We start from the raw sequence: 13,046 nt of genomic DNA on the forward strand, positions 1-13,046 counted from the left end.
TCAGGAGGTGTTTCATATGACCATCGAAGAAGTAATCACGGTTTTGGCAATGCAGGAGGAAATTCTCCAGTTTGGACATTTCACCAATGAGGACGCATGGGCTTTGGGAAATATTATTGTGGCAGAGGCCAGAAAAAGAGGTCTGGATACGGCTGTGGAGATTCGCCTGAACAACGGATATACCGTATTCAAATATGCCGGAAACAGCACAAACCTGAATAATGAGTCCTGGATGACGAAGATGTACAATACAGTACGGAGAATGGAAAAGAGTACCATGCTTCTCTACAGCGAGATGAAGAAATCAGAGGAGACTTTGGAAGACATCGGTCTGAACACCAGGGAATATTCCTGTATGGGCGGAGGCTTTCCCATACGTATAGAGGAGGTAGGAGTCATCGGCGTGATCCTGGTTTCAAATCAGAACCATTTCGTAAATCATGACATTATTGTGAGAGCTGTAAGCAGATATCTCCATGTAGATGAAGTACCAAGGATACGGGCCTTATAAGAAAAAGGAACTGTTGCATTAAACATATGTCAGAAATATTTATACATTTTATGCGAATTTGTCGAGCATAGCTTTGAGACCATGGGCTCAATGCGGCGCAGACTGAGCAAGAAAATGTATAAATATTTTCGATTTTGATTAATGCGACAGTTCCTTTTTCCTTTCTATAGAATAAAAATTATAAAATATTTAAAAATAAACGGTTACCTTAGAGGTATTGAATAGATATTTATGAAAGGTATTTTACAATAGGCCGATTTTCCTGTATTTTAGGACAGTTATCGAAAATTTCTGTAAAATAAATTGACTTTTCTCTCCAAGGATTATACAATGAGGAAAATCAATAGAGAGGGGAGAATGTAATGAAAGAAAAAGCACCTGGAAAAACATTGCTGAAGGTAGTGGGGATCATTATGGTGGTCTTTGGGGTCCTGTCATTTCTGACGAACCTTGTTAACTTTGCCATGCTTGGCACAATCGGAGAAGGAGAGATGGGAGAACTTTTTGAGCAGACCATTACCGCTTCCGGGATCACTGTAGAAGCATATCAAATGAGTGTGTACATTACCGCAGCCGGGTCACTTCTCAATACAGTGATCGGGATCATCGGAATTGTTAACTGCAATAAGATACAGAAAGCAGGGATATGCTTTGTCTGCGGCATTATTCTGATCCTGTGGCAGCTGGGAAATGATGCATACTCCGCAATTTCCGCAGGAGTCACTGTGCTGAGCATTGTTTCCATGATACTTGGTTTGATCCTGCCGCTGCTTTACTTCTGGGGCGCACTGAAAAACCGTCAGGCAATGCTGGACGGCAAAGCCCAGTAACCAGTAATAAAGGAAAATCTGAAAACAGAGGGTTTATTTTAGAAAAGAAAGGGACAGGACGAGACAGAAAAGAATATTCTGTTTTGTTCTGTTCTTCCTGATTTTGGGAGAGTTTTGGCAAAATCAGCATATGGAGAAAGGAAAAGCCTATGGAACATTTAATTAAAGTTGAAGACTTATGTAAGATTTACAATCCAGGGGAAAATGAAGTAAGAGCATTGGATCACATTAATCTGGAAATCGATGAGGGGGAATTTGTGGCTATCATCGGCCAGTCTGGCTCTGGAAAATCTACTTTCATGAACATGCTGGGATGTCTGGATGTGCCTACTTCAGGTAAATACTACCTTAACGGTACAGATGTGTCTACAATGACGGATAATCAGCTGTCTGAAATCAGGAACCGGGAAATTGGATTTATTTTTCAAGGATTTAACCTGATCCCCAACCTGACGGCAGAGGAAAATGTGGAGCTGCCTCTGATCTACAGGGGAATGGATAAGAAGAGCAGAAGAAAGCTGGCCAAAGAATCCCTGGCAATGGTGGGACTGGAAAACAGAATGACCCACAAACCTTCGGAAATGTCAGGAGGCCAGCAGCAGCGTGTAGCTATTGCCAGGGCTATTGCGGCAAAGCCTCCGGTAATATTAGCCGATGAGCCTACGGGAAATCTGGATTCAGCTTCCAGTAAAGAAATCCTGGGGATTTTGAGAAAGCTCCATGCAGGAGGAAGAACAGTTATCCTGATTACCCACGATGACGGGATTGCTTCCCAGGCAAAACGGGTAGTACGTATTATGGATGGAAAAATAGAGACGGATATGCTCAATCCGGAATATGAAGAGACAGAATATGAAGAGACAGAATATGAAAAGACGGAGGAGAATCATGAAGAAGGGAATATGGAAGAGTAAAAACGGTATTATGCTCATTACTCTGGGAATTGTGGCGGTTGCTATTATTATCATTGGGGTGATCGGTGCCAGGGGACAGGGGAATGAAAGTGTTCCCACAGTAGAGACTATTGCGGTGACAAAAGGAAATGTGACACAGGAAGTAGAGGCATCCGGAAATGTGGAAAGTGAACAGAAAAAGACCTTTTTTTCTCCTATAAACGGAGAAATCCAGACTATGCCTGTGGAAACAGGAGATACTGTGGAAGCGGGACAGGCCATTATCGGCTTTAATCTGGAAAACCTGGAAAGTGAGAACCAGAAGGCAGAATTAAATGTGAGGTCCGGCCAGCTTCAGCTTGAGGATGCCCAGCAGCAGGCAGCCGACGCGGCGTCAAAGCAGGCAGAAGCTCAGGCAAGGATTCCGGAGCTGGAAAACCAGATAGAAGAAAAACAAAACCAGATTGCCAGTCTTCAGCAGCAGATAACAGATGCCCAGTCACAGGCTGCGGCAGATGCCCAGGCAGCAGCTCAGCAGGCTGCCCAGGAGGCACAGAAGGCTTATGAAGCTGCATTGGCCCAGGCAGACCAGGAATATCAGCAGGCAAAAGAAGAATATGATACGGTTACACTGCCGGAATATCAAAAGAAACTGGAAGAACTGCAGCAGAAGATGAATGAAGAAAATGCGCCTGCTTCTGCACAGTCAGATTATGAATATGCACTGAACAACCCGCCGGCAGAGCCAGTCAAGAGAGAAGTGAATCCTGCAGACTATACAGCAGGAACAGGAAGCGATACTGCTTCTGTTCCAGATACTTCAGATCTTCAATATCAGCTGGAGACTGCTTCATCAGAGCTGGCTCAGCTTCAGTCAGAACTGGCCTCTCAGGAGGCTGTAGCCGAGGCAGATACAGGAAGTCTTACGCCTGCCGCCCAGGAGCAGATGGTGATTTCCAACAATCTGGCTGAGCTGGAGGCAAAGAATATCCAGGAGCTTATTGAAGAAGGAAGAAAAGGTATTCAGGCAGAGTTCAGGGGCGTTATATCTGATGCTCAGGTGACTCAGGGTTCAACTGTGACCCAGGGTATGGAGCTGTTTACACTCCAGAGTACAGAACAGGTTTGTGTAGAGGCCAATATTTCTAAGTATGATTTTGATAAGGTAAAAGAAGACCAGAAAGCGGTTATCACTCTTGGAGATTCCGAATATCAGGGAACGGTGGAGAAGATCAGCAGGATCGCAATTCCAAATGAACAGGGAACTGCCCTTATTGGCGTGACCATACATATTGATAACCCCGACGACAATATCTTTATCGGTGTAGAGGCTCAAGCCAGTATCCAGGCAGCTCAGGCAAAAGATGTGCCTCTCCTGCCCGTAGAGGCCGTAAATATCGGAAAAGACGGTTCCTTCTGCTATGTGGTGGAAGATGGAAAAATTACTGAAAAAGCCATAGAGACAGGTGTTACCTCAGATTCCTATGTAGAGATTACAAAAGGATTGGAAGCAGGAGACCAGGTAATCCGTGATATCGGCAATCATGAGGTAGGAGACAGCGTTGCAGCAGTAGAAGCTGCTGAGTAAAAGAACAGGAGTAGAGATATGGCTGAATATGTAAAAATGGCTGTGCAGAATATTCTGGCGAACAAAGGCCGCTCTTTCCTTACCATGCTGGGAATTATCATTGGCATTGCTTCTGTAATTGCCATTGTCTCTATTGGAGAGGGTACCAGGAACCAGATGAATTCGGAGATTGACGGCGTGGGAAGCGGACAGATTTATATTTACTGCAGTGAAGATGCCATGAACGAAGGCGCATATATTACACCAGAGGATCTGGAAGCTATCCGGGGAGTGGAAGGCGTGGAAGGAGTTACTATCAGTATGGGCCTGTCAGGGCAGACTGTGACAGGAAAGGGCGAGTTCGACGTAAGCCTGTCCCTGGAGACACAGGATGCAGCTTTGATTAATAACACGCTGATGAAACGGGGAGCTTACTTCCGTGAATCTGATGTGGCAGAAGCCAGAAATGTTTGTGTGATTTCTGATACAGATGCCAAAAGGCTTTTCGGTTCTGATGATGTAGTGGGAATGGATATTGAGGTTCAGTCTTCAGATCTGACAAAATCTTACCGGATCGTAGGTGTCAGCACTCAGAGAGAAAATGGTACCTTTGTTACTTATACTTATGAAGGGATGCCGGTAAGTCTGTCGATTCCTTACACAGCGGCACAGGATTATCTGGGAGATGATCTGGAGAATTTTACCAATATTTATATCCAGGCAGACAAAAACCTGGACTCCCAGGAGGTTTCAGATAGAGTGGTGCGCCTGCTGGAGCAGCGTCATCAGGCGTCTGGAGAAGACTATTATCAGATACAGAGTTTCCAGGATGTGGTAAGTATGCTGAACGACATGATGGGAATGATCACGGCCTTTATCTCTTTTGTGGCAGGGATTTCCCTGCTGGTAGGCGGTATTGGCGTTATGAATATCATGTTGGTTTCTGTAACGGAAAGGACCAGAGAAATTGGCATAAGAAAGGCCCTGGGGGCAAAAACCTCCTCTATCATGCTCCAGTTTTTAGCGGAATCCGCTATACTGACGGTAATCGGAGGCATCATGGGGATCCTTACTGGAATTGCAGGAGGCTATGGGCTGTGCTTTCTTATGAGTGCAGGACAGGAAATGACCATCACGCCGGGAATCAGTGTGAGTACGGTGCTGATCGCAACTCTTTTTTCCTGTGCAGTGGGAATCTTTTTCGGAATCTATCCTGCCAGAAAAGCGGCGGCGTTAAGTCCCATAGAGGCCTTGAGACGGAATTAAAAAAGATATGGCAGAGCTTCCCTTCTTTAAAAGGAGGGAAACAGCTCTGCCATATCTTTTGGAAGAGGCGATTGAAAATAAAGCTCTTCATTGGTTACAGGGTGGCGAAACTCCAGAGAATAGGAGTGGAGAGCCACTCTTTTTATTTTGGAATACTCCGGGTTATACAGATAATCTCCCAGAAGGGGCGTTCCCAGATACTTCATGTGGACCCGTATCTGGTGGGTGCGGCCTGTTTCCAAGGAAAAGCGGATAAGAGAACTGTCCTTTTCGGTACAGAGAGTCTTGTAATGAGTTACGGCTTCTTCACCATGCTGAAAGTCTACGCAGCGGAGGATAGCAGAATCTTTTTCTCTGGCAATGGGAGCAGCTACAGTACCTTCTGGGGGCTGGGGAATGCCCTGGGCAGCACCCAGGTAGGTCCGGTGGATTTCTCTTTTTTTCATCTGGGAAGACAGTACAGAAGCGCTGTAAGCATTCTTTCCCAGGATCAGAAGTCCTGTAGTATCCCGGTCCAGACGGTTGATGCACCGGAATACAAAAGGCTCTCCTTTTTGCTGAAAATACCAGGCAATTCCGTTGGCCAGAGTATTTTCATAATTATGGAGAGATGGGTGCACCGGGGTGTCCGCAGGTTTATTTACCACCAGGATATCCTGGTCCTCATAGAGGATATCCAGCTCCATAGGGACAGGAGGGATCTTTTCAGAGGATTCGGTCTCTGATAAATGGATAGTGACCAGATCTCCTGCTTGTAGAACTGTTCTTACATAGGCCCACTGGCCGTTTACCTGAATACCCATGGGGGTCTTTTTTAAATGAATGATGATCTGTCTGGAAAAGCCCCTGGCTCTGAGGTATTCTCCCAGAGTGCAGGGGAGCTCGTCCGGCCTCACTGTAAATTCAAAAATACGTTCCATTTAGACTACCTTGATTTTACTTTATTCCAAAGTTCATTATAGTAATTGTCTGCTTCTTCTCCCAGATACTGAAAGGTTTCGCAGTTTTTCAGGTCTTCCTGATCCGGGAAAAGGATTTTGCTGTTGCGGACATCCGGGTCTTCAATAAGTTCTCTGGCCGCCTTGTTGGGAGTGGAGTAGGTGATATACTCAAAATTCATCAGGGCGATATCCGGGCGGCACATGAAATTAATGAACTTTTCCGCATTTTCTTTGTTCTGGGCGTTTTTTGGAATGACCCAGGAATCAATCCATACATTGGAGCCTTCTTTTGGGATCACATATTCCAGATTCGGATTTTCCCGCTGAGTATATCCGGCCTCTCCGGAGTAGATCACGCCAAGAGCTGCTTCATTTCCGATCATTTTGTCTCTGACCTGGTCTACTACATAGGCCTGGACCAGAGGCTTCTGTTCAATCAGGTCATTTGCCGCCTGGTTCAGTTCATTTACATCTACGGAATTTAAGGAATCTCCATTTCTTTTTAAAGCTACCATGAAAGCGTCACGGACAGAATCCTGCATAAGGATGTTGTCTTTGTATTTGTCATCCCAGAGGATGTCCCAGCTGTCTACGGGTTCATCTACCATGGTGGTATTGTAGAGGATCCCTACGGTTCCCACACAATAGGGAACGGAGTGTTTATTTCCCGGGTCGAAACTTTCCGATTGTTCCATATAAGACTGGTCGATGTTCTGGATATTGGGAACATTGTCCCAGTTGATCTCTGCCAGCAGGTCATTTTCAATCATACGCTGTATCATATAGTCAGAAGGACATACCACATCATAGGCAATGGCGTGAGACTGGATTTTGGGATACATGATCTCGTTGGTCTCATATTCTTCATAGGTCACAGAAATTCCCGTCTCTTTCTCAAACATATCCAGAGTTTCCGGATCAATATACTCTCCCCAGTTATAGACGATCAGTTTTTCACCGGAAGCATTCCCGGCGTTTTTCAGGCTGTAGCCTATGCCGCCGCCTATAAGGAGAATGACAAGAACTGCAGGAACCGCCAGGCGGAATACCTGTTTCCGGTTTCTGCGAGAGGATGTAACCTTTGTATCAGCCGGTTCTTTGGGGCTGGAATTAATTAAGATCAGAAGAACCAGCACCGTAACGAACAGGAGCGTAGACAGAGCATACATTTCCGGGCGGATGCCCTTGCGGACTTCTGCATAAATTTTCGTGGACAGTGTGTCGACTCCCGGCCCCTTGGTAAAATGGGTGATGATAAAATCATCCAGGGACATGGTAAAGGCCATAAGAAAGCCGGAGATTACCCCTGGAAGGATATCAGGAAATACCACTTTAAAAAAGGCATATATTGGACCGGCACCCAGATCCTGGGCGGCTTCATAAGTGCTTTTGTCTGTCTGCCGCAGCTTTGGCATGACACTTAAGATCACATAGGGGATGCAGAAAGTGACATGAGAAAGCAAAATGGTGGTAAACCCCAGGGTCACTCTGCAGGCAATAAACAGCAGCATAAGAGAGATGCCAGTAACAATCTCCGAGTTCAGGATGGGAATGTTGGTGATTCCCATAAAAATGGTCTTGGCTCTTGGCTTCATGGCACTGATCCCAATAGAAGCTGCGGTTCCCAGAAGCGTTGCAAGAACAGCAGAGACCAGAGCAATGATCAGTGTATTATACAGAGCTGACATAATGGCCTCGTCCTGGAACAGAGAAACATACCAGGAAAGAGTGAAACCGCCCCATTTAGTCCTGGACTTAGAAGCATTAAAGGACAGGACGATAAGGGTCAGGATAGGAGCGTACATGAGAAAAAGGATCAGGCCAAAGTAGGTTCTTCGCAGAATTTTTTTCATCAGAACATACCTCCTTCTCCGTTTTTGTCATATTTTCCGGTGAGGAACATACTGAGCAGGATAAAAATCATCAGTACCAGGGAAAGTCCGCTTCCCACATGCCAGTTGCTTCCCTGCTGAAACTGACGGTCAATGACATTTCCGATCAGCAGGATCTTGCTGCCTCCCAGCAGGTCGGAAATAACAAAGGTAGTAAGAGCCGGTACAAATACCATGGTGATACCGGAAATCACCCCCGGCAGGCTCAGTGGAAAGATGATCTTTCGGAAGGTGTACACAGGAGTAGCGCCCAGGTCTCTGGCTGCCAGGATAACGTCTTTGTCGATTTTAGACAGTACATTATACAGGGGCAATACCATAAAAGGCAGAAAATTGTAGACCATTCCAAGGATAATGGCCCATGGCGTATTGATGATCTGTATAGAGGGCAGGTGGAAAAAAGAGAGGATCTGGTTGATCACGCCGTTTTTTTCCAGAAGAGTCTGCCAGGCCATGGTCCGGAGCAGAAAGTTCATCCACATCGGCAGGATAAAGAGAAGCACCATAAAGCTGGTCTGGCTTACTTTCATATCAGAAAGCATCATAGCCAGGGGATAGGCCAGCAGAAGACAGATCAGGGTGCTTATAAGGGACAGGAGAAGAGAAAGGCAGAGAGCCTTAAAATTTTCCACAGTCCCGATAGCCAGGATATTTTCAAAGGTAAACTGCCCATCGCTGTTGGTCAGTCCATAATAGAGGACCACTGCCAGAGGGATCAGGATAAAGGCCACCGCCCATACCAGATAGGGACCTGTGAGAAGTTTTCGCTTATTCATTGACACCCAGCGCCTCCTCATCCTCAGATTCCGGCTTGTTCATGATCTGGATATCAAAGGGATCCACATGGATGCCTACCTGCTGTCCCACAGGAAACATGTCCGTGCTGTGGACCAGCCATTCGAATCCGTTGGCCTGGACTTCCATCTCGTAGTGGACGCCTTTAAAAATCAGATGGGAGACCACACCCTGTATGGTGCCTTTTTCAGGAGGAAGAAGGTCCACGTCTTCCGGACGGATCACAACGTCTACAGGCTTATTTTTTCCAAAGCCTGTATCCACACAGGGGAATTTAGCACCGAGGATTTCCACCAGCCTGTCTTCCAGCATGACGCCGGAAATAATATTACTCTCTCCGATAAAATCAGCCACGAAAGCATTTTGAGGTTCGTTGTAAATATCTTCCGGAGAACCCATCTGCTGGATATAGCCCTGGTTCATGACCACGATAGTATCGGACATAGTCAGGGCTTCCTCCTGGTCGTGGGTTACATAGATAAAGGTGATGCCCAGTTCGTTTTTCAGACGGATCAGTTCATACTGCATGTCCTGACGGAGCTTCAGGTCCAGAGCTCCAAGAGGTTCATCCAGAAGCAGAAGCCGGGGCTCATTGACAATGGCCCGGGCAATAGCTACCCGCTGCTGCTGGCCACCGCTTAAAGAATCCGGAAGACGGTTTTCAAAGCCCTCCAGATTTACCAGCTTCAGGGCATATTTGATCTTATCTTTGATATAGGAAGCGCTTTTCCCGGAGATCTTCAGACCAAAAGCAATATTTTCCTCTATATTCATATGGGAAAAAAGTGCATATTTCTGGAACACAGTGTTCAGATTCCTTTTGTTTGGGGGGAGATTTGTGATGTCCTTTCCGTCGAATACAACTTTTCCGGAATCTGGATTTTCAAATCCTCCCAGGATACGCAGGGTGGTAGTCTTACCGCAGCCGCTGGGCCCCAGAAGAGTGAGAAATTCGTTTTCCCGAATAGAAAGATTCAGCTTATCTAAAACCATCTGTTCCCCAAAACTTTTGGAAATATCGATCAGATCTACTAAATTGTGATTCATTTCCCTCCTCCTTGTTTGTGTTTTTTGCTTATAAAAAACCATTATACCTATTATACTAGAGGGGGAATTTCTGTCAATATACAGGAAATGTAAATTCTTTTGAAAGAACCGGTAAAAGGTAAGATTGCGGGAGTTTACCGGTTGTATTAAAAAAAACTTTGTGGTAGAATGGCACTAGGTATCTCGGGAGAGGTACAGTTTTGTCATGTGGTGAAAACAATAAATATAGGAGGGTATTGCATAAATGAAAGAAAAATATGTTGCATATGTCGGAACGTATACCCATGGAAGCAGTATCGGAATCCACTTATATGATGTAAATGTAGAGGAAGGGACATTGAGCGAAAGAAAAGTTGTTCCTGTGAATAACTCCTCGCATCTGGCCCGTTCTTTAAATGGGAAATATCTTTATTCCATAGCAGATGAAGGCGTTGCGGTATTTGCCATAGAGCCAGACGGAGATCTGACTTTTATCAATAAAGTAGACATTGACGGAATGAGAGGATGCCATTTGTCAACAGACGAAGAAGGCAAGTATCTTTTTGTGGCCGGATATCACGATGGGAAGGTTACCGTAGTGCATACCCATAAAGACGGACGTTTGGGAAGCGTTGTGGACGGTGTGTTCCACAAAGGCCTGGGCAGTGTGGGAGAGAGGAATTTCCGTCCTCATGTAAGCTGTGTCCGTCCTACCCCGGACAGTAAGTATCTCTGTGCGGTAGACAACGGCATTGACCAGATGAAAGTATACAGAATTAACGGCAGGACCAAACGTCTGGAACTGGTAGACATTTTAAGATGTAAGAGAGAATCCGGTCCAAAGCTGATAAAATTCAGTCCTGACGGAAGATTTGCTTATCTGAACTTTGAGCTGAACAATACCATTGAAGTCTATAAGTATGACGGAACCGGAAAAACACCGGTATTTGAAAATATACAGACTATCTCTACTCTGGCGTCTAAAGATGATCAGATCCATGACGCTACTTCAGGCATGTGTTTTTCTCCTGACGGCCATTATCTTTTCTGCTCTACTGCAGGGGAAGATACAGTAGCAATGTATAAGAGAGATGAGGAGACAGGGCTTCTGGAAACCCAGTTTATCCTCCCTATAAGCGGGAATTATCCCAAAGACCTGGATGTGTTCCCAGATGGAAAACATCTGGCAGTGGTAAACCATGAATCCAATTCTATTACCACCTTTGCCATTGACTATGAGAAAAAACTGCTGGTCATGAAGGGAAAACCTATGAAAGTAGAAACCCCCAACAGTATCATTTTTTCTAAATGTGAATGCGAAGAATAAGAGAGAAAATACTATATAAAGATTAAGAAAAAAGGAAGTGCAAGAATTATGGAAGGCGGGCCTGGTTGTCCTGTGGAAAAGTATGAAATAAAAGAAAAAACAGAATACGTTTCCTGCTGAGGATTCAGGCACCGGCCCTTTTGCCCTGCCTGAATGGCGCAGGGGCTGAAGGGAGATACCATGATTAGAATTTTTAAGACATTAGATGGAAAAATCCATCAGGTGGAGGAGGCCAGCGAAGGATGCTGGCTGGCACTGACAGATCCTACCGCAACAGAAATTTTTGAGGTTTCCAATCAGTTTCACATTGAGGTGGACGATTTAAGGGCGCCTTTGGATGAAGAAGAACGTTCCCGTATCGAAGTAGAAGATGACTATACCCTGATCATCGTTGACACTCCAATCTTGGAGGAAAGGGGAGAGAAGGACTGGTATGGCACCATCCCTCTGTCTATTATTGTTACAGATGAAGTGATCATTACTGTTTGTCTGGAAGACACTTCGGTCCTGGGCAGATTTATGGACGGAAGAGTGCGGAATTTCTATACCTATATGAAGACCAGATTTATCCTTCAGATCCTTTATAAAAATGCCAGCATGTTTCTTCATTACCTGCGGATCATTGACAAGAAAAGTGAGGAAGTGGAGGAAAAACTTCAGGCGGCTACAAGGAATGAAGAGCTTATTGAACTGTTGGAGCTGGAAAAGTCGCTGGTATACTTCACAACTTCATTGAGGTCCAATGAGATGGTTCTGGAAAGACTTCTCAGAGTAGAACGTATTAAACAGTATCCTGATGATACAGACCTTTTGGAGGATGTTATTATCGAGAATAAACAGGCCATTGAGATGGCAAATATCTACAGCGGCATTTTAAGCAGCATGACCGATGCTTTTGCCTCTATTGTCTCCAATAACCTGAATATAGTGATGAAATTTCTGGCTACGGTTACCATTGTGTTGTCTATACCAACTATGATATTCAGCGCCTATGGCATGAACCTGGACTCTAACGGCATGCCTTTTGCGGGAAATCCTGCAGGATTTGCCATTGTTATCGTTCTGTCTTTGGTCTTAAGCCTGATCGTCGCGTTTATCTTCTCCAAAAAGGATTTATTCTGAAATCTGAAGTTTGCAATATTGAGGAGACAAAATGAATTTTTTAAATAAAATGGAACGAAAGTTTGGAAGATTTGCCATTCATAATCTTACCAAATATATTATCGGCTGTTACATCATCGGCTATATTCTTATGTATATGCAGGCCTTGACAGGGGTAAATCTGATGGGGTATTTATACCTCAGCCCCTATCATATTCTGCATTTTCAGATCTGGCGGCTGGTATCCTGGATATTGATACCACCTTCAAGCTCTAACATTTTGTTTGTGGTGATCATGCTGCTGTTCTATTATTCTTTAGGAAGTTCTCTTGAACGGACCTGGGGGGCTTTTCGTTATAACGTATATATCTTAAGCGGAATGTTGTTTACAGTGCTGGGAGCCTTTATCCTTTATTTCGTTATGGGCCCTGCCAGTATGTTTTATGCGCCTGCTTTTTCCACATATTATATTAATCTGTCTATTTTCCTGGCCTTTGCCCTCAGCTACCCGGATATGCAGGTTTTGTTTATGATGATCATACCCATTAAGATAAAATGGCTTGCATGGCTGGATGCTGCCTATATTTTATATGACCTTGTAAGGGGAAACTGGGCTGTTCGGACGGTGATCATTGCTTCACTGCTGAACTTTATCATATTCTTTCTCGCTACCAGGAATTTCAGCAGGATATCGCCAAAGGAGATACATCGCAGGCAGAAGTTTCAGAAAGCTGTCCACCCGAAAATGGCACCAGGGATCACCAAGCATAAATGCGCGGTATGCGGCAGGACAGAAAATGACGGAGATGATCTGGAATTCCGCTTTTGTTCAAAATGCAATGGAAATTATGAATACTGTCAGGACCACCTTTTTACTCATCAGCATATAAAGTGACA

Annotated in this window: 12 protein-coding genes; 8 read left to right on the top strand and 4 right to left on the bottom strand. The window is 44.9% G+C overall.

Going from position 1 to position 13,046, the window contains the following annotated elements:
* Nucleotides 1-16: 16 nt before the first annotated feature.
* The 5 genes from B5G00_RS01295 to B5G00_RS01315 all read left to right on the top strand — a co-directional run bounded on the left by B5G00_RS01295 (nt 17) and on the right by B5G00_RS01315 (nt 5,067).
* Entirely contained in the window at nt 17-511 is a 495-nt protein-coding gene (locus B5G00_RS01295; protein WP_087267290.1) for a heme-degrading domain-containing protein, read from the top strand.
* Nucleotides 512-873: 362 nt separating this feature from the next.
* Nucleotides 874-1,341: a hypothetical protein gene (locus B5G00_RS01300; RefSeq protein ID WP_087267293.1), complete on the top strand. Its 468-nt coding sequence runs from the start codon at nt 874-876 to the stop codon at nt 1,339-1,341.
* Nucleotides 1,342-1,490: 149 nt separating this feature from the next.
* Entirely contained in the window at nt 1,491-2,255 is a 765-nt protein-coding gene (locus tag B5G00_RS01305; RefSeq protein WP_087267296.1) for an ABC transporter ATP-binding protein, read from the top strand.
* Nucleotides 2,230-3,822, top strand: coding sequence for an efflux RND transporter periplasmic adaptor subunit (locus B5G00_RS01310; protein WP_087267299.1), 1,593 nt, complete (start codon nt 2,230-2,232; stop codon nt 3,820-3,822). The genes B5G00_RS01305 and B5G00_RS01310 overlap by 26 nt, the downstream gene beginning before the upstream one ends.
* A gap of 18 nt (nt 3,823-3,840) precedes the next feature.
* Nucleotides 3,841-5,067, top strand: coding sequence for an ABC transporter permease (locus tag B5G00_RS01315; RefSeq protein WP_087267302.1), 1,227 nt, complete (start codon nt 3,841-3,843; stop codon nt 5,065-5,067).
* A gap of 26 nt (nt 5,068-5,093) precedes the next feature.
* Here the strand turns inward: B5G00_RS01315 and B5G00_RS01320 are convergent, their stop codons facing one another.
* Genes B5G00_RS01320 through B5G00_RS01335 form a run of 4 tightly spaced genes read right to left on the bottom strand, consistent with a single transcriptional unit; the run spans nt 5,094 to nt 9,742 of the window.
* Nucleotides 5,094-5,987 carry an RluA family pseudouridine synthase gene (locus B5G00_RS01320; RefSeq protein ID WP_087267305.1) on the bottom strand — a complete coding sequence of 298 codons (894 nt, stop codon included), beginning with the start codon at nt 5,985-5,987 and terminating at the stop codon, nt 5,094-5,096.
* Between the two features lie 5 nt (nt 5,988-5,992).
* Nucleotides 5,993-7,861, bottom strand: coding sequence for an extracellular solute-binding protein (locus B5G00_RS01325; RefSeq protein WP_087267308.1), 1,869 nt, complete (start codon nt 7,859-7,861; stop codon nt 5,993-5,995).
* On the bottom strand, nt 7,861-8,676 hold the full coding sequence (locus B5G00_RS01330; protein WP_087267311.1) for an ABC transporter permease: 816 nt from the start codon (nt 8,674-8,676) through the stop codon (nt 7,861-7,863). The genes B5G00_RS01325 and B5G00_RS01330 overlap by 1 nt, the downstream gene beginning before the upstream one ends.
* Nucleotides 8,669-9,742: an ABC transporter ATP-binding protein gene (locus B5G00_RS01335; protein ID WP_087267314.1), complete on the bottom strand. Its 1,074-nt coding sequence runs from the start codon at nt 9,740-9,742 to the stop codon at nt 8,669-8,671. The genes B5G00_RS01330 and B5G00_RS01335 overlap by 8 nt, the downstream gene beginning before the upstream one ends.
* A gap of 244 nt (nt 9,743-9,986) precedes the next feature.
* On the opposite strand from B5G00_RS01335, the gene B5G00_RS01340 reads away from it, so the two are divergent.
* The 3 genes from B5G00_RS01340 (at nt 9,987) to B5G00_RS01350 (ending at nt 13,044) form a co-directional block, all read left to right on the top strand.
* Nucleotides 9,987-11,048, top strand: coding sequence for a lactonase family protein (locus B5G00_RS01340; protein WP_087267317.1), 1,062 nt, complete (start codon nt 9,987-9,989; stop codon nt 11,046-11,048).
* A 180-nt stretch (nt 11,049-11,228) separates the two neighbouring features.
* Entirely contained in the window at nt 11,229-12,170 is a 942-nt protein-coding gene (locus tag B5G00_RS01345; RefSeq protein ID WP_087267320.1) for a magnesium transporter CorA family protein, read from the top strand.
* 31 nt (nt 12,171-12,201) lie between these two features.
* Complete coding sequence (locus tag B5G00_RS01350) at nt 12,202-13,044, top strand: hypothetical protein (RefSeq protein WP_087267323.1); 843 nt, start codon at nt 12,202-12,204, stop codon at nt 13,042-13,044.
* The last annotated feature ends 2 nt before the right edge of the window (nt 13,045-13,046 follow it).

The sequence above is a fragment of the Blautia sp. An46 genome (assembly GCF_002161645.1).
Taxonomy (GTDB): domain Bacteria; phylum Bacillota; class Clostridia; order Lachnospirales; family Lachnospiraceae; genus Blautia; species Blautia ornithocaccae.